The organism is Streptomyces massasporeus, from assembly GCF_014648995.1.
GTDB lineage: Bacteria > Actinomycetota > Actinomycetes > Streptomycetales > Streptomycetaceae > Streptomyces > Streptomyces massasporeus.
On sequence record NZ_BMSE01000003.1, the window covers coordinates 21,321 to 43,356 of the forward strand.

At 72.3% G+C, this 22,036-nt stretch carries 14 protein-coding genes; 8 read left to right on the forward strand and 6 right to left on the reverse strand.

Annotated features, from left to right (window positions below):
* Positions 1 to 8: 8 nt before the first annotated feature.
* Complete coding sequence (locus IE153_RS09370) at positions 9 to 443, reverse strand: roadblock/LC7 domain-containing protein (protein ID WP_031109090.1); 435 nt, start codon at positions 441 to 443, stop codon at positions 9 to 11.
* A complete protein-coding gene (locus IE153_RS09375) occupies positions 440 to 3,529 on the reverse strand; it encodes a sensor histidine kinase (RefSeq protein ID WP_189589301.1) in 3,090 nt (1,029 codons plus the stop codon). Before IE153_RS09375 ends, IE153_RS09370 begins: the two co-directional genes overlap by 4 nt.
* Positions 3,530 to 3,948: 419 nt before the next feature.
* Here IE153_RS09375 and IE153_RS09380 point away from each other — a divergent pair, with 419 nt between their 5' ends.
* Entirely contained in the window at positions 3,949 to 4,509 is a 561-nt protein-coding gene (locus IE153_RS09380) for a hypothetical protein (protein ID WP_308432151.1), read from the forward strand.
* A 148-nt stretch (positions 4,510 to 4,657) separates the two neighbouring features.
* Here the strand turns inward: IE153_RS09380 and IE153_RS09385 are convergent, their stop codons facing one another.
* Genes IE153_RS09385 through IE153_RS09395 form a run of 3 tightly spaced genes read right to left on the reverse strand, consistent with a single transcriptional unit; the run spans position 4,658 to position 6,410 of the window.
* A complete protein-coding gene (locus IE153_RS09385; protein WP_189589303.1) occupies positions 4,658 to 5,848 on the reverse strand; it encodes an NAD(P)/FAD-dependent oxidoreductase in 1,191 nt (396 codons plus the stop codon).
* Complete coding sequence (locus IE153_RS09390) at positions 5,836 to 6,090, reverse strand: hypothetical protein (protein ID WP_189589304.1); 255 nt, start codon at positions 6,088 to 6,090, stop codon at positions 5,836 to 5,838. The genes IE153_RS09385 and IE153_RS09390 overlap by 13 nt, the downstream gene beginning before the upstream one ends.
* A complete protein-coding gene (locus IE153_RS09395; RefSeq protein WP_031107233.1) occupies positions 6,087 to 6,410 on the reverse strand; it encodes a bifunctional 3-phenylpropionate/cinnamic acid dioxygenase ferredoxin subunit in 324 nt (107 codons plus the stop codon). The genes IE153_RS09390 and IE153_RS09395 overlap by 4 nt, the downstream gene beginning before the upstream one ends.
* Before the next feature lie 311 nt (positions 6,411 to 6,721).
* Here IE153_RS09395 and IE153_RS09400 point away from each other — a divergent pair, with 311 nt between their 5' ends.
* The 7 genes from IE153_RS09400 to IE153_RS09430 all read left to right on the forward strand — a co-directional run bounded on the left by IE153_RS09400 (position 6,722) and on the right by IE153_RS09430 (position 17,396).
* Complete coding sequence (locus IE153_RS09400) at positions 6,722 to 7,552, forward strand: IclR family transcriptional regulator (RefSeq protein WP_189589305.1); 831 nt, start codon at positions 6,722 to 6,724, stop codon at positions 7,550 to 7,552.
* Positions 7,553 to 7,820: 268 nt separating this feature from the next.
* Positions 7,821 to 8,906 (forward strand): S-(hydroxymethyl)mycothiol dehydrogenase, encoded by a 1,086-nt coding sequence (locus IE153_RS09405; protein ID WP_189589306.1) that lies wholly within the window; start codon positions 7,821 to 7,823, stop codon positions 8,904 to 8,906.
* A 164-nt stretch (positions 8,907 to 9,070) separates the two neighbouring features.
* Positions 9,071 to 11,521, forward strand: a complete 2,451-nt coding sequence (locus IE153_RS09410) for a GcvT family protein (RefSeq protein WP_189589307.1) — start codon at positions 9,071 to 9,073, stop codon at positions 11,519 to 11,521.
* 133 nt (positions 11,522 to 11,654) lie between these two features.
* The gene (locus IE153_RS09415; protein WP_229828966.1) at positions 11,655 to 12,770 is read left to right on the forward strand and encodes an aromatic ring-hydroxylating oxygenase subunit alpha; all 1,116 of its coding nucleotides are present in this window, start codon (positions 11,655 to 11,657) and stop codon (positions 12,768 to 12,770) included.
* Positions 12,751 to 14,217, forward strand: a complete 1,467-nt coding sequence (locus IE153_RS09420) for an aldehyde dehydrogenase family protein (RefSeq protein ID WP_189589309.1) — start codon at positions 12,751 to 12,753, stop codon at positions 14,215 to 14,217. Before IE153_RS09415 ends, IE153_RS09420 begins: the two co-directional genes overlap by 20 nt.
* A gap of 39 nt (positions 14,218 to 14,256) precedes the next feature.
* A complete protein-coding gene (locus IE153_RS09425; RefSeq protein ID WP_189589310.1) occupies positions 14,257 to 15,819 on the forward strand; it encodes an APC family permease in 1,563 nt (520 codons plus the stop codon).
* Positions 15,820 to 15,836: 17 nt separating this feature from the next.
* Positions 15,837 to 17,396 (forward strand): GMC family oxidoreductase, encoded by a 1,560-nt coding sequence (locus tag IE153_RS09430; RefSeq protein ID WP_189589311.1) that lies wholly within the window; start codon positions 15,837 to 15,839, stop codon positions 17,394 to 17,396.
* Here the strand turns inward: IE153_RS09430 and IE153_RS09435 are convergent.
* Positions 17,391 to 22,022, reverse strand: coding sequence for a coiled-coil domain-containing protein (locus tag IE153_RS09435; protein WP_189589312.1), 4,632 nt, complete (start codon positions 22,020 to 22,022; stop codon positions 17,391 to 17,393). The genes IE153_RS09430 and IE153_RS09435 overlap by 6 nt on opposite strands.
* Positions 22,023 to 22,036: the final 14 nt, after the last annotated feature.

Below are 22,036 nucleotides of genomic sequence, written 5' to 3' on the forward strand. Positions count from 1 at the left end.
TCATCCCACTACCCGCCTGCGGGCAGATCGGTGCGCGGAGCGGCGGCCAGATGCACGCCCACCCGCTTCACGAGCAGCGTCATCTCGTAGGCGACCTGGCCGACGTCCGAGTCGGCGTCCGAGAGGACGGCGAGGCAGCTGCCGTCACCGGCTGCCGTCACGAAGAGGAAGGCGTCGTCGAGCTCGACGACCGTCTGGCGGACGTTGCCGGCCTCGAAGTGACGCCCCACGCCCTTGGCGAGGCTGTGGAACCCGGAGGCCACGGCGGCCAGATGCTCGCTGTCCTCCCTGGTCAGGTCCTTGGACACGCCCGTCGGCAAACCGTCGCCGGAGAGCACGAGGGCTTTGCGGATGCTCGCGACTCGGTCCACCAGGTCGTCGAGGAGCCAGTTCAGCTCCCCCTTGATCGTCGCGGTGTGGCCGGTCGCCTTCGGTGCGGTCATCGACCGTCCCCCTCTGTCGTTCCTTGTGGTGCTGCGCCGCTGTGGGCGGTATCGCCCCCGGCGTTCTCCTCACGGCCACGCTGCCAGCCCCGCTGGAGCGATGCCATGCGGCTGCGTACTTCCTCGGCGTCGCGTTCGACGGGCTCGGCCCCGTCATCGGTACGCGGCTCCGAGCCTCGTTTCAGCTGCGGGGCCAGGTTCGCCTGCCGGACGCGCCGGGGCAGCGGGGCCGTGCCGGAACCGGGCTGTGCTGCGGAGCCGGTCCCCTGGGATGCGGAGCCGGTCCCCTGGGGTATGGCGCCGGGGCCTGTCTCGTGGTGCGAGGGTCCGGCGGTGGTCTCCGAGGAGCCGGAGCGGTGGCCGGGTGCCTCGGGGCCGCTCGAGGCGATCTCCGTGCGGCGGCTCCGCCTCGGGAGGACGGGGGACTCCGACCGGTCGCCCATGGCGCTGCCGGGCGAGGTTGGGGATGCGGTCTGGTCCTCGTTGCGGCCGGCTGCGCCGATGCCACGGCGGGCGGAGTCCGTCCCGCGACGACGGGCCGGCAGCGGTGGCGGTGCGTCCGGCAGGGCGTCGCCCCGACCGCTGCCGGACGAGGAGTTCTCGGTGCGGCGCCGGGCCGGAAGGGCGGACGCGGGTTCGGGTCCGGGCCGGCCGGTGGCCCCGCTGCCCGTGGGCTCCTCGCTCCGGCGGCGTGACGGGAGCGCGGAGGCGGGGCCCGACTCCGTTCGGCCGAGGGCCGTGGTGGATTCCTCGTCCGTCTTGCCCCGCCGGGTGCGCTCGGTGACCGGGCGCCCGTGCGAGCTGACGAGCTTGGGGGTGTGGCGGCGGGGCGGGACCGGAGCACTCAGCTCGTCGTCGGCGTCGGTCCCGTCCCCCGTACCCCGGGCGTCGGCGGTCCGCCGCGGATCGGTGCGGCGAGCCGCGGCCTCGTCCGGGGCGCGGGTGAGGGAGTGGCGGGGGCGGAACAGACCGCCGTGTTCGCCGTCCTCGTCCTCGACGGCTCCGGGGAGGTCCCCGATGGCGTCCAGGTCGACGGGTGCCTCCAGCTCGACCGGTCCGTCCAGCAGGGAGGCGGGCAGGCCGGGGCGTTGCGCGGATGCCTGGGAGAGCGCGGCGCGGCGGCTGTCCTGCGGTTCGCTCTCCGGGGCCAGCTGGGGACGGTCGAGCCGGAACCCGATGCCGTTGGTGTCCGGCACGTCGTCGGTCAGCAGCGCGTCGGGGATGAAGACCACGGCGGTCGTGCCGCCGTACGGGGAGGGCTGCAGGGAGACCCGGACGTTCTGGCGCTGGGCGAGCCGGCTGACCACGAACAGGCCGAGCCGGTCGGTGTCGGAGAGCTCGAACTCCGGCGTCTCGGCGAGCCGGAGGTTGGCGTCCAGGAGCGCTTCGGCCGCCATGCCGAGGCCGCGGTCGTGAATCTCCAGGGTGAAGCCGTTGGCGACGCGTTCGCCCAGGACCTGGACGGCGGTGTGCGGCGGCGAGAAGACCGTGGCGTTCTCCAGCAGTTCGGCCACGAGGTGCGTGAGGTCGGCGACGGCCGGGCCGCTGATGGCGATCCGCGGAAGCCGGCGGACCTCGATGCGTTCGTAGTCCTCGACCTCGGCGACGGCGGCGCGCACGACGTCCATCAGCTGGACGGGCTTGCGCCACTGCCGGGAGGGCGCGGCGCCGGAGAGGATCACCAGGCCTTCGGCGTGCCGGCGCATACGGGTGGTCAGGTGGTCGAGGCGGAACAGGTCGGCGAGTTCCTCGGTGTCCTCGGTCCGGCGCTCCATGGCGTCGAGGAGGGTGAGCTGCTTGTGGAGCAGGACCTGGCTGCGGCGCGCGAGGTTGACGAAGACCTCGGAGACGCCGGCGCGCAGTTCGGCCTGCTTGACGGCGGCTTCGACTGCGGCACGCTGCAGGGTGTTGAGGGCTTGGCCGACCTCGCCCATCTCGTTCTTGTCGTATTCGAGGCGCGGGACCTCGGTCTCGACGTCGACCTGCTCGCCCGCGGAGAGGCGGCGCATGACACTGGGCAGCCGCACTCCGGACGCTTCGTGGGCCTCCAGGCGCAGTTGCCGCAGATCGCGAATGAGGGTGCGGCCGACGCGCACGGACAGGAAGAGGGAGACCAGGAGCGCGATCAGGCCCAGCGCACCGGCGATGACGGCCTTGGCGATGACGCCGACGGCCACGGGGTGGACGCGGTCCTGGTAGCGGTCGTTGGCCTGGTCGTTGAGGGTGCCGAGTTCGTCGAGCACGTTTCCGGCGGCGCTGTCCCAGCTCTTGGCGGAGACGCCGCGGGGGCTGCCGGCCCCGGAGGAGACGGCGGCTTCCTCGGCCACGCGCAAGGGAGCGGAGGAGGCGTTCTTCCAGAAGGTCTGGTAGCGGTCGCGTTCCGCCACGGGCAGCAGCGGCAGGTTGACGTCGTACATCAGGGTGCGCTGGGCCACGAGGTCGGAGATGTCCCGCTCCTCGGAGTGCGAGATCCTGCCGACGATCAGGGCGGAGCCGAGGAGGGCGTCCTCGCGGGAGAGCAGCTCGCGGGCGCGGGCGAGGTTGACCAGCGCGCGGTACTGCTTGTCCAGCTCGATGTTGTCCACCACGTGCAGGTTGGCGAGGAGCACGTAGGAGGGGTCGACCAGCCGGTTGTAGAGGTCGAGGGCCTGGGTGCGGTTGACCGTGCCGTCCTCGACACTGCGGCGCAGCGATTCGATGCCGTCGAAGGCGTCCAGGACGGCGGTCAGCCGCTCGTCGGTGTCCGCGCCCATCGCGTCGCGCACATCGGGGTTCCGTGCGTTCTCGCGGATGCTGCCGACGGCCTTGTCGGTGGCGTTCCGGCTGCGCCGGAGTGCGGCGAGGCCGTCGGACGCTCGGGGGTCGGCGAGGTAGACGAGGGTCTGGCGGCGTTCCTCCTGGAGGACGCGGACGGTGTCCTCGATGGGGTAGCCGATCTTCTCCACCACGGACGACACGTTGAAGAGGTCGCTGGCCTCACGTCCCGTGAGCACCGTGGCGAAGGCCCAGATCGCGGTCAGGGACACCAGCGGCACGAGGAGAAGCGCCACGATCTTCCGGCGGATGGACTTCCCGCGAAAGCGCATGGCCTCCCCCAGCTCGGGCCCCCGGCTACCGGGGGTACACATGTGCGTCAACAAACGGCGCGAGCCTACTACCGACCCACAGGGAACTCGAAGGCCGGTCCGGAACCTGAAGTTCCGCGCCAGCCACGCGGCATGGCGAGTTGTCCCGGCATTGCGGGAGTTGTCTCCCCGAAACCGGTGGTCGCGGTGCGGGCCAACCATCCGACTCCGCCAGGGCGGTTGGCTGAAATTTTTCGGTTCTCGGGAATCTTCGTGAGGAGTTGTTCGTCCTTCTCCATGGGGAACGGGGGCGGAATCGGCCACAGGAGCCGCGTCCCGCACCCGGGCGGCGTAAAACAGCGCAAGCCGGGCAGCCACTGGGGAGCACGGGTCTTCCGATGCGAGCGAGCGGTCTGCCGGCGGTGGGGAGTGACACGGTGATGGGCACGGCGGAACGGCGCGGTGCGCCCAGGGCGGATGGGGCGCAGCTGACGGGGCATCGGGGTCCCGAGGCGACCGATCGCGACATTTCCGGGGGCGCGGCGGAGCCCTTGGACCGAGAGACGGGGGTTCCGGTTCGCGAGGCGCGTCGTGGCACCCGCGAGCAGTACTACCGGCCCCTGTGGGTCGAGGAGCCCGCACGACGGCGTCGCCTCCCGGATCCGGTGCGGACGGCGGCGGTGCGGGCGGTCCTCCTCATAGCCGTGACGCTGATTCAGGCGATGGTGGCCTTCCTGTGCACGATGGCCGGGTCCTGGCTGGCGTTCCCCATGGTGATCAGCAGCGTGGTCAGCACGATCGCGGCCACTTGGGGAGCCCTCGACGTGTGGGTGACGCGCCAGGTCTGGAACCAGCGCAACGGCGTGGTGTCCGTGCCGAGCAGCACGGCGCGGGCCCTGCGGCGCGAGCGGCGCCGGACCCGGCGGCAGGAGAGGGCCGCCGAGCGGGCGCAGGATCGGATACGCCGGCGGGGTGGAGCCGGGCAGCTGTCCCACTCGTGAGGCATGGCGAGAGGAAGCCGGGACGAGGCCACCGGATGCGAGTGCGGCCGCCGGGCCGAGACCAGGCCCCGGCCCGTGCTCACCGTTGAGCCGGCGACGTGCTCACCGTTGAGCCCGGGCCGTGCCCACCGTTGAGCCCGGCGCGTGCTCACCGTAGGGCCGACTGTGCCCGCCCCTCCCCCGCACCCCGCGCGAGTTCGCGTCTGGCGCGCATGAACGGACGCGGGCGGTCCACGGCGAGTACGGCCGTCGTACGGCCGTCCCGCTCGTACCGGGCGAGGAAGCCGCCCTCGGCCGGTGCGCCGTCGGAGAGTTCGCCCTCGGTGATGCGGACGGTGTCGCCGTCCCGGTACCGGCCGGCGAACTGGATGCGGGCGCCGTACTGGTCGGACCAGAAGTAGGGCACCGCCTCGGCGGTCTCGGCGGTGCGGCCGGCGAGCAGGTTGGTCACCGCGACCTTCGGCTGCTGGGTGGCGGAGGTCCAGTGTTCGGCGCGGTGACCGCCGACGCTGGCGACATCGCCGACGGCGACGACCTGCGGCAGGGCCGTCACGCAGCCGTCGTCGCACAGGACGCCGTCCCGGAGAGTCAGGGTTGAGCCGACGAGCCAGGCGGTGTTGGGGACAGCGCCGATGCCGACGATCACGACGTCCGCCGGGACGGTGCGGCCGTCGGTGAGGTCCACTCCGGTGACGGCGGCGGTACCTCGCAGCCCGGCCACGCCGGTGCCGGTGACCAGGTCCACGCCGGCGCGGCGGTGCAGTGCGGCACAGACGGCGGCCATCTCGGCGCCCAGTTGGGGCACGAGCGGGAGCGGGGCGGCCTCGACGACGGTGACGCTGTGGCCGAGAGAGGAGCACGAGGACGCGGTCTCGGCGCCGATGAAGCCGCCGCCGATGACGACGACCCGGCACGGGCCCCGGGTGAGTTCCTCGCGCAGGGCCCGTGCGTCGTCGAGGGTGCGCAGCGTGTGGACTCCGGCCAGGGTGTCGCCGGGCAGACGGCGGGCCGAGGCGCCGGTGGCGATGACGACGCCGTCGGTGGAGACGGTACGGCCGTCGTCCAGCAGCACGGTGCGGCCTCGGGCGTCGAGGGCGCGGGCGCGGACGCCGAGGATCCACTCGGCGTCGAGCTCGGCGGTCTCCTCGGCGTCGGTGAGCGCGAGGTGGGTCTCGCCGGATCGGCCGGTGAGGAAGTCCTTGGACAGGGGTGGCCGGTCGTAGGGCTCGTGGGGTTCGTCGCCGACGATCACGAGACGCCCGTCGTAGCCCTGGGCGCGCAGTTCCCGGGCGGCGTAGAGGCCGGAGAGCGAGGCGCCGACGATGGTCACGGTTCGCATGCGGGGTGCCTCCTCGCGGCGCCGGGAACGCCGCCGACCGCACCCGCCGGGGTGCCGCTGCGGGTGCCCGGCGCGTCGGCCTCACCGGCCGCGATGCGGCACGCGCGGGCCCTCGGCGGGTGGGTGTCACCGGCCCTGGCGTGGCGCGCGCCGACCCCGGGGTCCTGGGCTCGACCGCCTGCGGCGTCGCACACCGCGGCAGCGACCCGCCCGCTCGCGCCACCCGTGCGCTGGGTGTTCACGCCGCCGTCCCCTCCTCCGCAGCGAGGTGGAGGTGGATGACGCCGTCGTCGACGGTGACGCGGTGGGTGCGGACGGGGCGGCGGGCCGGGAGGCAGGTGGGGACGCCCGTGCGCAGGTCGAACGAGGCTGCGTGCAGCGGGCATTCGACGAGGCAGCCCTCCAGCCAGCCCTCGGAGAGGGAGGCGTCCTGGTGGGTGCAGGTGTCGTCGATGGCGTAGAGGTCGCCGTCGTCCGTGTGGAACACGGCGACGGGCGGGGTCGTCTCGACGCGGAATGACTCACCCTTGGGGAGGTCTTCGAGGTGGCAGACGGGAATCATGGGCCCCCCTCTCGGTCCGGGACGCATGGTCCGGACCAGTTCGGCCAGACTGTAGGCAGTTCAGGAGTGCCGGACCGGGGCGGTTCCGGGCACGGGAAGGTGTTGGTGCACGTCATCCGGTCCCGCCCCGGGGCGGGCTCCCTGCCAGGAGCTCGTCCCCTACCGAGATCCGGACTCTTCGGTAACATGATGTTTCACATGGCGCACGAGCAAGCGCTATACGCAACAGAATCCGGGCGGGGCGACCGTCGCGTCAAGGGGTTCCCGCAGATGCGGCCCAAACAGGGCCGACAGGTGGTGAGAGTTCAGCCATGACCCGCACGCAGAAGCAGTCCGGCCAGGAGGAGAACCGCACGGAGAGCGGAGCCAAGCAGAGCGGCAGAGGCGCGGCGAGTGCCGTCCAGTCGGTGGACCGCGCCGTGAGTGTGCTGGAGATCCTCGCGCGGCACGGCGAGGCGGGGGTGACCGAGATCGCCGACGAGCTGGACGTGCACAAGTCCACGGCGTTCCGGCTGCTCGGCGTTCTGGAGAACCGCGGCCTGGTGGCCCAGGCGAAGGACCGAGGCAAGTACTACCTGGGCGCCGGCGTACTGCGCCTCGCGGGGGCGGCGGCAGTACGGCTGGATGTCTCCCAGGAAGGCGTCCCGGTGTGCCGGGAACTCGCCGACGAGCTGGGCGAGACGGTCAACATCGCGGTCCTGGACGACGACGCGGCGGTCAACATCATGCAGGCCCGCGGCACCGCGTCCGTCACCGCGCAGAACTGGCTCGGCCGACGCACCCCGCTGCATGCCACGGCCAGCGGAAAGGTGCTGCTCGCCCATCTGCCGCCGACCCTGCGCGAGGGTCTCCTGGCGCGCCCGCTGCACCGCTTCACGGAGCGCACGGCGACCGTCGCGTCCATGCTGCGCGGCGAGTTGGACACGGTGGTGCAGCAGGGGTACGCGATCACGGTGGAGGAGCTGGAGATCGGGCTGGCGGCAGCGGCGTCTCCCGTGCGGGCGCACGACGGCAAGGTCATCGCGTCGCTCAGCGTCTCGGGGCCGGTGTACCGGCTGACCCAGGAGCGGCTGCCCGAGGTGGCCAAGCGGACGGAGGCGGCGGCGATCGAGCTGTCCCGTCGTATGGGTTACGGCTTCTGACGTGGCCACGGCCGGTCGGCGGAGGGGGCTACGACCTCCGGCGTAGCCGCGGCCCGGCGCCGGCGCCGCGGGAGTACAGCGCGGGATCAGGTGAAATCCCTGGTCCCGCGCTGTTGTGTGTCCGGCGGGTTTCGCACGTCCCGTTCCGTTTTCCAAGGGTTGACCCGAACCATGGCTCGCACCTCTTGACGGCCCCTCCATGGCATTCCCACTATGTTCCTCATCGCGCAACCCATCGTGCACTGCGCAACAGCAGAGGAGCTTGGTCGTGCCACACGAGGTCCGTGCCGTAGTCGCTGTCGAGAAGGGCGCACCCGTCGAGGTGCAGACGATCGTGGTTCCCGATCCCGGGCCCGGGGAGGTCCTCGTCGGCGTACAGGCCTGCGGGGTCTGCCACACGGATCTGCACTACCGGGAGGGCGCGATCAACGACGACTTCCCGTTCCTGCTGGGCCATGAGGCGGCCGGCACGATCGAGGCGGTCGGCGAGGGGGTCACCGAGCTCAAGCCCGGCGACTACGTGGTGCTGGCCTGGCGGGCCCCCTGCGGCAGTTGCCGTTCCTGTCGCCGGGGCCGTCCCTGGTACTGCTTCGACTCCCGCAACGCCACCCAGCCGATGACCCTGCTGGACGGCATGCCGCTCTCCAACGCCCTCGGCATCGGGGCGTTCGCCGAGAAGACGCTGGTCGCGGCGGGACAGGCAGTGAAGATCGACCCGGCGGCGCGCCCGGAGGCGGCCGGGCTCATCGGCTGCGGCGTGATGGCCGGCTACGGCGCGGCGGTCAACACCGGCAACGTCGGCCGGGGTGACTCGGTCGCCGTGATCGGCTGTGGCGGGGTGGGCAACGCGGCGATCGCGGGCGCCTGTCTCAACGGGGCCATGAAGGTCATCGCCGTGGACATCGACGACAGGAAGCTCGACCAGGCCGAGAAGTTCGGTGCCACGCACACCGTCAACTCACGGGGCACGGACCCGGTCGAGGCGGTGCGGGAGCTCACCGGTGGCTTCGGCGTCGACATCGCGATCGACGCCGTGGGCCGCCCCGAGACCTTCCGGCAGGCCTTCTACATGCGCGACCACGCCGGTCTGCTGGTCCAGGTCGGGGTGCCGTCCCCCGAGATGAAGGTCGAACTGCCGCTGATCGACGTGTTCTCGCGGGGCGGCGCGATCAAGTCGTCCTGGTACGGCGACTGCCTGCCGAGCCGCGATTTCCCATACCTCATCGACCAGTACCTCTACGGGTTGCTGGACCTCAACGCCTTCGTCAGCGAGACCATCGCCCTGGACCAGGTGGAGGCGGCGTTCGCGAAGATGCACCGGGGTGAGGTGCTGCGTTCGGTGGTCGTGCTGTGAGCACACCCCCCGCTCCCTGAGCCTCCGGATCCCACGCAGGTCCGCAGCCCCGAGGCCCCACCCCAGTACCCGCTCAGCCCCAACGCCCCACTCCCCCAACGCGCACCCGTCCCGGCAACGCGCACCCGTCCTGGCAACGCGCACCCGTCCCGGCAAGGAGGGGCATGTCCAGCACACCCGAAATCCCCCGCGTGGTCGTCATCGGCGCCGGCATCGTCGGCTGCTCCCTCGCCGACGAACTGACCGCCCGCGGCTGGACCGACATCACCGTCCTCGAACAGGGGCCCCTGCCCGCCCCCGGCGGCTCCACCTCGCACGCCCCCGGCCTCGTCTTCCAGACCAACTCGTCGAAGACCCTCACCGCCCTCGCCCGCTACACCGTGGAGAAGTTCACCTCGCTCGACGTCGACGGCGTCTCCTGCTTCCACCAGGTCGGCGGTCTGGAGCTCGCCACCATCCCCGAACGCCTCGCCGAACTGCACCGCAGGGCCGGCTACGCCGCCTCCTGGGGCGTGCGCGGCGAAATCGTGAGTGCCGCACGCTGCAAGGAACTGTGGCCGCTGATCGACGAGTCGCTGGTCCTCGGCGGCTTCTACACTCCGGACGACGGTCTCGCCCGGGCCCTGCTCGCCTCCCGAGCGCAGATGGCCCGGGCCTGCGCGCGGGGCGCCCGCTTCCTGGAACGGCACACGGTCACCGGCATCGAGCGGGAGGACGGCCGGGTCACCGGCGTCGTCACCGACCGGGGCACCTTCCCGGCCGACCACGTCGTCTCGGCGGCCGGCTTCTGGGGGCCGGTCATCGGCCGCATGGCCGGCATCGACGTCCCGCTCCAGCCGCTGGCCCACCAGTACGCCAGGACCGGGCCGCTCCCCGAGCTGAGCGGCGCCACCGCGGAGGCCTCGAAGCCGATCCTCCGCTTCCAGGACCGCGACCTGTACTTCCGCGAGCACACCGACCGCATCGGCATCGGCTCCTACGCCCACCGGCCCCTGCCCGTCGACCCGTTCGCGGTGCTGCCGTACGACGAGGCCCGGGCCCGGAACATGGACATGCCGTCCTCCTACCCCTTCACGGAGGAGGACTGGGCCCCCAGCTGGGCCGACTGCCGGCAGCTGATGCCCACCCTGCGCGACGCCGAGATCGAGGCGGGCTTCAACGGGGTCTTCTCCTTCACCCCCGACGGCATGCCGGTCCTCGGCGAGTCCCGGCGGCTGCGCGGCTTCTGGCTGGCCGAGGCCGTCTGGGTCACGCACTCCGCCGGCGTCGCCAAGGCCGTCGCCGAGTGGATGGTGGACGGGCGGCCCTCGATCGACCTGCACGAGTGCGACCTCACACGGTTCGAGGAGGCGCAGCGCTCACCGTCGTACGTCCTCGAACGCGGTGCGCAGCAGTTCGTCGAGGTGTACGACGTGATCCACCCGCTCCAGCCCATGGAGCGGCCCCGGCCCCTGCGCGTCAGCCCCTTCCACGCCCGACAGCAGCAGCTCGGCGCGTACTTCCTGGAGGGCGGCGGCTGGGAGCGCCCGCACTGGTACGAGGCGAACGCCCCGCTCGTGGAAGCTCTCGGGTCGTTGCCCGCGCGTGACTCCTGGTCGGCCCGCCACTGGTCCCCCGTCGCGGCTGCCGAGGCGAAGGCGACCCGCGAGGGCGTCGCCCTCTACGACATGACGCCGCTGCGCCGCCTGGAGGTCACCGGCCCCGGCTCTCTCGACTTCCTCGACCGCATGACCAGCAACAACCTCCGCAAGAAGCCCGGCGCGGTCACCTACAGCCTGCTCCTCGACGCCTCGGGCGGCATCCGCTCCGACCTCACCGTGGCCCGCCTCGCCCCCGACCGCTTCCAGGTCGGCGCCAACTCCCCCGCCGACCTGGACTGGCTGCTGCGTCACGCGCCCGCGGACATTCACATCCGGGACATCACCTCCGGCACGTGCTGCGTCGGGGTCTGGGGGCCGCTCGCCCGCGACCTCGTCCAGCCGCTCACCCCCGACGACTTCTCCCACGAGGCCTTCGGCTACTTCCGGGCCAAGGAGACGTACATCGGGCACGTCCCGGTGACGGCCATGCGGCTGAGTTACGTCGGCGAGCTCGGCTGGGAGCTGTACACCACCGCCGACCTGGGGCTCCGGCTCTGGGACACGCTGTGGGAGGCGGGCCGGGAGCTCGGCGTGATCGCGGCGGGCCGGTCGGCGTTCAACTCCCTGCGCCTGGAGAAGGGCTACCGCGCCTGGGGCGTCGACATGACCGACGAGCACGACCCGCTCGAGGCCGGTGTCGGCTTCGCGGTCCGCATGGACCGGGACGACTTCGTCGGCAAGGCCGCGCTCGCCGGGAAGGGCGAGGCCACCCGGCGCCTCACCCCGCTGCTCCTCGACGACCCCGCCGCCGTGGTCCTCGGCAAGGAGCCCGTCTACGTCGACGGCCTCCCGGCCGGCTACGTCACCAGCGCGTCGTACGGCTACACGCTCGGCCGTTGCGTCGCGTACGCCTGGCTGCCCGCCGGTCTTCCCACGGGCACGGGCGTGCACATCGAGTACGTCGGCGAGAAGGTCCCGGCCACGGTCGCCGACGAGCCGCTGTTCGACCCGAAGATGACGCGCATCCGCCGCTAGGGGGCATGCCTTGGCCTCTCTGAGGAGCACGCACGTGACGACCACCCCGACCACCTCGGGCACCCCGAGCACCCCGAGCACCCCGAGCACCCCGAGCACCCCGAGCACCCCGAGTACCCCGAGTACCCCGAGCCTGATCGCCACCCTCCCCGGGCACTACTACACCGACCCGGACGTCTTCCGGCAGGAGCAGGAACGCGTCTTCGAGGCGGTGTGGTTCTGCGCGGTCCGCAGTGCCGACCTGGACCGCCCCGGCGCCTTCCGCACCGTCCAGGTCGGTCGCGAGAACGTCATCGTCACCCGGACCCGCAAGGGCGAACTGCGCGCCTTCCTGAACGTCTGCCGGCACCGTGGGGCCCGGCTGTGCATGGAGGAGTCGGGCGAGATCCGCCGCACGCTCCAGTGCCCCTACCACGCCTGGACGTACGACCTCGACGGCAAGCTGATCGCCGCTCCCAACCTGATCAAGATGCCGGACGTCGACCGTGTCGCGTACGGGTTGATCAATGTCGCCCTGCGCGAGTGGCTGGGCTACGCCTGGGTGTGCCTGGCGGACGAGCCGCCCTCCTTCGAGGAGACGGTCCTGCACGCGGCCGTCGAGCGGCTCGGCGACGTCGCCGCGATCGATCATTACGGCACGGAGAACCTCGCACTCGGCAAACGCATCACCTATGACGTGAAGGCGAACTGGAAACTGATCGTCGAGAACTTCATGGAGTGCTACCACTGTGCGACGATCCACCCCGAACTGACCGAGGTGCTGCCGGAGTTCGCCGACGGATACGCCGCCCAGTACTTCGTGGGCCACGGCGCGGAGTTCGCCGACGAGGTCAAGGGCTTCACGGTCGACGGCAGCGAGGGCTTCGGCAGGCTGCCCGAGGTGAGCGCCGAGCAGGACCGCCGCTACTACGCCATCACGGTCAAGCCGACCGTCTTCGTCAACCTCGTCCCGGACCACGTCATCCTGCACCGCATGTTCCCGCTCGCCGAGGACCGCACGGTCGTCGAGTGCGACTGGCTGTACGCGCCCGAGGTGGTGGAGTCCGGGGCGGACGTGGCGAAGTCCGTGGAGCTCTTTCACCGCGTCAACGTCCAGGACTTCGAAGCCTGTGAACGGACGCAGCCGGCGATGGCTTCCCGTGCCTACCGCAAGGGCGGTGTGCTGGTCCCCAACGAGCACCACATCCAGATCTTCCACGAATGGCTCGTCGAGCGGCTGGGAGGCGCGCATGCCGGACCTGTTCATTGACGGTGAGTGGCGGGGTGCCCTCGACGAGCGCACCCGTGAGATCCGCTGCCCGGCCGACGGCTCCCTGGTCGGGGTCGTGGACGAGGCCGGCGGCAAGGACACGGCGGAGGCGATCGCCGCGGCCCGCCGGGCCTTCGACGAGGGGCCCTGGCCCCGGACCCCGGCGCAGGAGCGCGGCGATCTGCTGCTGCGCGTCGCCGACCTCCTGGTGCGGGACAAGGACGCCCTCGCCCGCGCGGAGTCCCTGGACACGGGCAAGCGGCTCGTGGAGAGTGCGTACGACATCGACGACATCGCGAACTGCTTCCGCTACTTCGGGCGGCTGGTGGCGAGCGAGCACGGCCGGGTCGTGGACACCGGCCGGGACGACGTGGACAGCCGGGTGGTGCACGAGCCGGTCGGCGTGTGCGGGCTGATCACCCCCTGGAACTACCCGCTCCTACAGACGGCGTGGAAGGTCGCCCCCGCCCTCGCGGCGGGCAACACCTTCGTGCTCAAGCCGAGTGAACTCACCCCGCACACCGCGATCCACCTCCTGCGCCTACTGGCGGAGGCCGGACTTCCGCCGGGCGTGGGCAATCTGGTCCTGGGCGCGGGACCGGAGGCGGGCGCCCCGCTCGCCGACCATCCGGACGTGGACCTGGTCTCCTTCACCGGCGGCCTGGAGACCGGCCGCCGCCTGATGGCGACCGCCGCCGCGACGGTCAAGAAGGTGGCCCTCGAACTCGGCGGCAAGAACCCGAACGTCGTCTTCGCCGACGCCGACTTCGAGACGGCCGTCGACATGGCGCTGACCGCCGTGTTCCTGCACTCGGGGCAGGTGTGCTCGGCGGGGGCGCGGCTGCTCGTCGAGGACCGTCTGCACGACCGGTTCGTCGACGAGGTGGTGCGACGGGCGAAGGCCATCCGGCTGGGCGGTCCGTTCGACGACCGTGCGCAGACCGGGCCGCTGATCTCGGCCGCCCACCGGGCCAAGGTCGAGGCGTACGTGGCGCGGGGCGTGGCGGAGGGCGCGGTGCTGCGCTGCGGCGGATCCCGCCCGGACCGGCCGGATCTGGCCGACGGCTTCTACTACCTGCCCACCGTGCTGGACGAGTGCGCCGCGGGGATGTCGGTGGTCCGGGAGGAATCCTTCGGACCCGTCCTCACCGTCGAGCGGTTCACGAGCGAGGAGGAGGCCGTACGCCTCGCCAACGACACGGTCTACGGCCTCGCCGGCGCGGTGTGGACGAGCGACGAGGCACGCGCGGCCCGGGTCTCGGCCCGGCTGCGGCTCGGCACGGTGTGGATCAACGACTACCACCCCTACGTCCCGCAGGCGGAGTGGGGCGGATTCAAGCAGTCCGGTTTCGGACGCGAACTGGGGCCCGCGGGGCTGGCCGAATATCGCGAGACGAAGCACATCTGGCGCAACACCCGTCCCACCCCCCAGGGTTGGTTCGACTGATCCACGCCGCCCTGAGGCACACCGATTGAGGAACCGCCCATGAAAACAACTGCAGAGTCGACCGACCCACACGGCCGGGACGACGCCGAACTCACCGAGTTCGGCTACAGACCCGAGCTCAAGCGCACCCTCGGCAACTTCCACACCTTCGCCGCCGGGATCAGCTACATCTCGATCCTCACCGGCACCTTCCAGCTGTTCTACTTCGGCTACGGCAGCGGCGGCCCCGCGTACTGGTGGTCGTGGCCGATGGTCTTCGTCGGCCAGTTCATGGTCGCCCTGTGCTTCGCGGAGCTCGCCGCCCGCTACCCCGTGGCGGGCTCCGTCTACAACTGGTCGAAGAAGATCGGCAATCCGCATCTGGGCTGGCTCGCCGGCTGGATGATGCTGATCGCCTCGATCGTCTCCATATCGGCCGTCGCACTGGCCTACCAGCTGACGCTGCCGCAGATCTCGTCGTTCTTCCAGTTCGTGGGGGACGGCACCGGCACCTACGACGTGGCGACCAACGCGGTCATCCTGGCCGCGGTGCTGATCCTGTTCACGACCCTCGTGAACGCCTTCGGCGTCAAGCTGATGGCACGGATCAACACGGCGGGCGTGTTCATCGAGTTGATCGCCACCGTCGTACTCATCGTCCTGTTCGCGGTCCACATCACGCGTGGCCCGCAGGTCGTCATGGAGACGCACGGCACCGGCGCGGGCTACGGAAACGGCTACCTGGGCGCCTTCCTGGTGGCCTCGCTGGCCTCGGCGTACGTCATGTACGGCTTCGACACCGCCGCCTCGCTCGGCGAGGAGTCCCTGGACCCGACCAGGAACGCGCCGCGCGCGATCATCCGGGCGATCGTCGCGTCCTTCGTGCTGGGCGGCCTGATCCTGCTGCTCGCGCTGATGAGCGTGTCCAGCCTGAAGGGCGAGAAGCTGTCCACGGACGGCCTGCAGTACATCGTGCTGGACGTGCTCGGCCCGACGGCCGGCAAGGCCATGCTGTGGTGCGTGCTGATCGCGGTGACGGTGTGCGCCCTGGCCGTGCACACGGCGGCGGTCCGGCTGGCGTTCGCGATGGCCCGCGACAACAACCTGCCCGCGTCCGCGAAGCTGGCCAAGTGCCACCCGAAGTTCCAGACGCCGGTCCTGCCGACCGTGATCATCGGGATCCTGGCGCTGGCGATCCTGGTGGTCAACATCCGCCAGCCGCAGATCTTCACGGTCGTCACCAGCATCGGCATCATCATGATCTACCTCGCCTACCTGGGCGTCACGGTGCCGCTGCTGGTCGCCCGCCTGCGCGGCACGTGGCAGCCCGCGGGCGAGGGCCGCTTCTCCCTGGGCCGCTGGGGCCTGCCGGTCAACATCCTGGCCGTCGTGTGGGGCGCGGCCATGACGCTCAACCTGATCTGGCCCCGGGCCGCGGTCTACAACGCCGCCGCTCCCTACCACTGGTACCTGCGCTGGGGCGCGGTGCTGTTCGTCGCCGTCATCGCCGGCGGCGGCTTCGCCTACTACTGGTTCGTGCAGCGGCACCGCACCGGCGTGCTCGCCGAGCACCGTTCGCAGGCCACGGACCCCGCTCCCGTCGCCACCCCGGCGGCCGAATGAAGGCTGAAGGAGGACCCATGAGTACGCATGAGTTCGACTACGTCGTCGTCGGCGGCGGCACCGCGGGCAACGTGGTGGCGGCCCGGCTCTCCGAGGACCCCTCCGTCACGGTGTGCGTCCTGGAGGCCGGCCCGAGCGATGTCGGCGACGACGACGTCCTGCGGCTGGAGCGCTGGATGGGCCTGCTGGAGTCCGGCTACGACTGGGACTACCCGGTCGAGCCGCAGGCCAGCGGCAACAGCTTCATGCGGCACGCCCGGGCGAAGGTGCTCGGCGGCTGCTCCTCCCACAACTCCTGCATCGCCTTCTGGGCCCCCGCCGAGGACCTCGACGACTGGGCGGCACGCGGCTGTACGGGCTGGGGCGCTGCCGACGTGTTCCCGCTGTACCGCCGGCTGGAGAACAACGACGCCCCGGGTGACCACCACGGCCGTACCGGCCCGGTGAAGCTGCGCACGCTGAAGAGCGACGACCCGTGCGGCACGGCCCTGCTCCAGGCGTGCGAGCAGGTGGGCATCCCCACGGTCGCCTTCAACACCGGCCGCACGGTGGTCCGGGGCGCCAACTGGTTCCAGATCAACTCCGACGAGAACAACATCCGCCAGTCCTCCTCGGTCGCCTATCTCCACCCCATCCTCGGCAAACGCCCCAACCTGGAGGTGCGCACGGGCGTACGCGCCAAGAAGCTGCTGCTCGACGGGCGGCGCTGTGTGGGCGCCGAGTACCTCGACCCGGATCTGATCCACACCCGGACCGTACGGGCGCGGCGCGAGGTGATCGTGTCCTGCGGGGCGATCGACTCACCGAAACTGCTGATGCTGTCGGGCATCGGGCCGGGCGGGCATCTGCGCGAGGTCGGCGTCGACGTCGTCGTGGACGCCCCGGGCGTCGGCGAGAACCTCCAGGACCACCCCGAGGGCGTCATCATGTGGGAGGCCCGGCAGCCCATGACCACCACGTCCAGCCAGTGGTGGGAGGCGGGCATCTTCTACGACACCGAGCCCGGGCTCGACCGGCCGGACCTGATGTTCCACTACGGGTCCGTGCCGTTCGACATGAACACCGCCCGGCACGGCTATCCCACTTCGGAGAACGCGTTCTGCCTCACGCCCAACGTGACGCGGGCGAGGTCCCGGGGGACGGTACGGCTGCGGACCCGGGACTACCGGGACAAGCCGAAGGTCGATCCGCGGTACTTCACGCACGAGCACGACGTGCGGGTGATGACGTACGGCCTGAAGCTGGCCCGGCGGATCGCCGGGCAGCCCGCGCTGGGCGGCTGGACGGGGGCCGAGCTGGCGCCCGGGCCCGAGGTGCGCACGGACGACGAGCTGCTCGACTACATCCACAAGACGCACAACACCGTCTATCACCCGTCCTGCACCGTGAAGATGGGGGCGGACGACGATCCGTCGGCCCCTCTGGACGCGCGGCTGCGGGTCAAGGGGGTCGAGGGTCTGAGGGTCGCCGACGGGTCGGTCATGCCCGACCTCGTCACCGTCAACCCGTGCATCACGACCATGATGATCGGCGAGAAGTGCGCGGATCTCCTGAGGGAGGACGCCTCACGCTCATGACACGGGGCGTTTGTACATCCTGGTCGCCGTGATCTCGCTGTGGACCGCCTCCCCCGCCCGGGCCTGCTGCGGCAGGCCCGGGCGGAGGTGTTCCTCGACGCTGATGTACTTGAGGCCGGCCCTCAGGTCGGCGTCGTTGCGCATGCGGATGACCAGGGGGAACTCGGCCAGCGCGGTGGTGTCGAACAGGCCCGTGGTGTACAGGAGCTGCACGCCCAGGGCGTCCGACACCGCCCGCTGGAGTTCCAGCAGGTACGTGGCGTTGGCGCGGCCGATGGGGTTGTCGAGGAACAGCGTGCCGGCGTGCCGGTGCTTGTCGCGGCCCCGGTCGTTGGACCGCAGCGCGGCCATCGTGCAGTAGAGGGCGATGGCGGCGGTGAGGAGCTGGCCGCCGGAGAAGACGTCGCCCATCTGCCCGACGGGGACGCGCTCGGCGCGCAGCACGGCGTCGGGCTTGAGGATCTCGACGGCGACACCCTTGGGCTCCAGCGCCGCCGCGACACCCCGAAGCAGCAGGGACATGCCGTCACGCCGCAGGTCGGAGTTCTTCTTGACGGCGGCGCGGGTCGCCTCGTCGATGACCTCGCCGAGCCGCTCGGTGAGGGTGACCTGGTCGGGCTCCTCGAAGCGGATGCGGAGGAACTCCTGCCCGGACCACTCCCCGAGGCCCTCCGGGAGCCGGGAGAGCCGCTGCGCGGAGCGCAGGGTGGCCAGGGCCGACTCGACCAGGCCGCGCAGGCGGTCCACGATCGAGTCGCGGTTGCGCTCCAGCTGCTCCAGTTCGTCGGTGAGGACGCGGAGCCGGGGCGCGAAGGCGTCCGCCCACTTCTGGGCGTGCTCGGGCAGCGCGGAGGCGGGCAGTTCACGGATCTGCTGGCGGGCGGGGGTGCGGACCTGCTCGTAGCGCGTGGAGTTGGCGTGCCGGACGAGGATGTCGCTCGCCTCACGGACGGCGCTTTCGGCGGCGGACAGGTCGGCGGCGCAGCCGCGCAGGGAGCGACGGGCCTCCGCGGCCGACTGCCGGGCCTCCTCGGGGCTGCCGGGGTAGGGCTCGGGCTCCTCGTGCTCCTCGTCCGTGGCGTGTTCGCGCAGCAGGTCCCGGAGCATGGCGGCGATCTCGTCGAAGCCGCTCGCCGCGTCCTCGGCGGCGCGGTGGGCGTCGAGGAGTTCGGCGTGTGCCTCGCGTGCCTGGTTCAGCGCCTCGGTGTGGGAGGCGAGTTCGGCCGTGGCGGTGCGCAGCAGGGTCTGCGCGTGCTCGGCGTCGCGCGGCTGAAGCTCCTCGGGCAGCTCGGTGTGCGTCTCGCCGTCGTCGGCGGGGGCGAGGCGCTCGGCCTCGCCGCGCAGCCGCCCCAGCTGCTCGCTCGCGGTCGACATCCGGGTCTCCAGGAGCTGCACCAGCTCCTCGGCGCGGGCGGCGGCGGCCTGGCGGCTGGGTCCGTCGGAGCCGTCGGGGGATTCGAGGAGCTGCTCCGCGCGTGTGCGGACCTTGTTGCTCAGCCGGTCCAGCTCCGCGCGGGCCGCGCTCTCGTCGCTCTCGGCACGGGCCTGCTCGGCTCGCAGGTCGGCGCCCACGCCGACCTTCTCGTACACCTGGGACGCGGCCCGGTAGGCCTCGCGCAGGGCAGGCAGGGAGGCCTTGGGCGTCTGGTCCTCGTCCGCGGGCACGTCGTCGGGTGCGCCCGCGATCTCGGAACGCTCGGCGCGCAGCGCGCGGGCGGTACGGCGGGTGTCGTCGGCGGCGCGCTGGGCGGCCCGCCGGTCCTCGTCGGCGGCCCGGGCCCGCTCCAGGCAGGACTGGGCGCTCGCCTCGGACTCGGCCGCCTCGTCGGCCAGTTCGCGCAGTTTGACCTGCCAGCCCGCCCGTTCGCGCAGCCGGAAGGCGAGCCCGGCGAGGGCGTCGGCGGAGCGGCGGGCCTTCTGGGCGGCCTCCTGCCGCTCGTCCCGGACGCGCGCGGCCTCGGCGGCGACCTCGTCGGCCTCGGCCCGCACGGTCCGGGCCTCGGCCAGTTCGGCCTCCGACTCCTCGGCGAACGCGCGGCTGTCGTGGGCCGCCCGGGCCAGTTCGGTCAGCCGGCCGGCGGGGCAGCCGGTGCGCCAGGAGGCGAGCCGGGCGGCCAGTTCGCGGTCCTTGCCGAGCCGGGCGGCGAGGGTGCGGATCTCCTCGTCCCGCTCGGTGGCCCGCGCGCGCAGCGCCTGCCGCTCCTCGTCGGCGGCGTGCTCGTCGTGCATGGCCGGGTTCGGCGGCACGAGGAACACGTCGCCGCTGTCGGAATCCGGGGCGGGCGTCGGGGCCAGCAGGGCGGCTGCGGTGCCGACCGCCACGGCCGAACGGGGCAGCAGCGCCGCGTCGCCCAGCGCCTCCCGGGCGCGTGCGTGGGAGTCGGGGTCGGTGATGATCACGCCGTCCACGAGTTCGGGCCGGGCGGCCAGCACGCGCGCGTGGTCCGCCGGGTCGACGGCCTGGGCCAGATAGCGCCAGCCGGGCAGCGCGGGGATGCCGTGCTCGCCGAGGAACTCGACCGTGGCCAGCACGTCCGGGCCGGGCGGCAGCAGCCCGCCGTCGCCGAGCGCGCCGAGGATGCGGGAGTCGTCGGCGGCGGCCGTGCGCAGGTCGAACAGCTGCCGCTCGGCCGAGGAGACGGCGTCGTCGAGCAGGTCGCGCAGGTCGTCGGCGAAGCGGTCGAGTTCCTCCGGTGTGAGGCCCTGTTCGCCGGCGGCCGGGTGCGCGACGGGCTCACCGTCCGTGCCGTGGCGGGGTTGCGGGATGCCCGGGCGGGTCTGCGGGGTCAGGCTGAGCAGTTCCGCCAGCCGTTCCTCGCCCGCCAGTGCCTCGGCGGTGCGGCGCTCGGCCTCGTACGAGCGCTCCGCCGCCGTGGCCGCGTCGGCGGCGCGGGCCGCGGTCAGTTCGGCGCGGGACTCGGTGGAAGCGGCCTCGCGTGCGTGCTCCGAGGCCCGGCGGGACGCCTCGCGGGCGGTGTCCCAGGCCGCGACGGCGCTCTTCTCCGCGTCGCTGGCGGCCAGGGCCGCGCGGGCCGGGTCGGCGTCGGGCGCTGAGTCGTCGAGCCAGCCGGCCCGGACCGCCTCGGCGGTCTCCTGTTCGACCTCGGCGAGGCGCTGCTTGAGGTGACCGATCTCGCTGCGGGCGCGCTGGGCCTGGGTGGCGGCCGCGGTGGAGTCGCGGTAGGCCGCGTCGCTGACCTCCTGGAGGGCGGCGGAGCGCTCCTCCTCCTCGTTGGCGTGGCTCTCCGCCTTCTCCGCGGCGGCGTGCAGGGCCCGTACGAGGTCGACGGCGGCCTTGGAGCGGGCGGCCAGGGCGGGGGCGGCGTCCCGCTCGGCCTCCTGGATGGCGGCGGACACGCGGGTGACGCGGTCGGAGGCGGCGCGGTGGCGCAGCACGACCTCGGCGGCCTGCCACGCCGAGTACAGCGTGCGGGCGTCGGCGAGCTCGCGCTTCTGCGCGGCGGCGGACTTCTCGGCCCCGGCGAGGGCGAGCGAGGCGTGCCGGTAGGCGAGTTCGGCGGAGATCAGCGCACTGCGCTCGCGGGCCGCCTCGGCGTGCGTGACGGCGTACGCGGCGGCGGTGACCCGCTGGGCCAGGTCGGCGGCCCGGACCCGCTCCCGCACGCCACGCGCGGACAGTCTGCGGGCCAGGGTCCGGGTGCGGCGCTCGGCTCCGGCGTGGATGTCACGCGCGCGGGATCGGGCCTCGGCGGCCTCGACGATCCGGCCGAGGAGGTCGACGGACCCGGCGGTGAAGTCGCGTTCGGCGATCAGCTCGGCGCGTCGGCCCAGCTTGTTGCCGAAGCCGCTGACCAGGTCGGCGAGCCCGTCGGTGTCGCGGGTGTCGGTGACGGCGCGCAGCAGCAGGTCGGTGAAGTCGGCGTCCTTCTTGACCGCGAAGAGACCGGCGGCCTCTCCTTCGTCGGCGTTCATCTCGCGCTGGTAGCGGAAGAGTTCGGGGTCGAGGCCGAGGTCGCCGAGGTGCTCGATCCAGCGGTCGTGGGTCTCCTCCCAGTGCACCTCCAGGTGCGGGTAGTTCTTGCCCGCCTCGGTGAGGGCGTCGCGGAAGCCCTTCATGGTGCGGCGTCGCCCGCGCGCACTGGACTGGCCCTCGACCGGGGCCCGTACGGCGGTGGATTCCGCCACGGGGAGACCGTCCAGGCTCAGTCCGGGCCCGGGCCGGAAGGAGTACCAGGCCTCGGCGAACTTCCGCGGGTCGTTGGAGACCTGCCGCCCGCGCCACTCGCTGACCTTGCCGACGACGACGCACTCGCCGGTCAGCACGTGCTGCCACTCCAGCGCCACGTGCCCGCAGTCGTCGGCGAGGAGGAACTTGCGCAGCACGCCGGAGCTGGCGCCGCCGAGGGTGTTGCGGTGGCCCGGCAGCATCACGGAGAAGATCAGCTTGAGCAGCACCGACTTGCCGCCGCCGTTCTCCAGGAAGAGCACACCGGCGGGCGCGGGCCGGCGCGGCGGGCCGACCGGCTCGTCCTCGAAGAACTCCGCCTGTGTGGGCGCGGGGTCGGGCACGATCTCGCCGACCCCCCGCAGGTCAAGCACGGTGTCGGCGTAGCGCGCACCGGCGGGCCCGATCGAGTAGAGGCGGACCCGGGACAGCTCGTACATGGCGGACTCTCGTA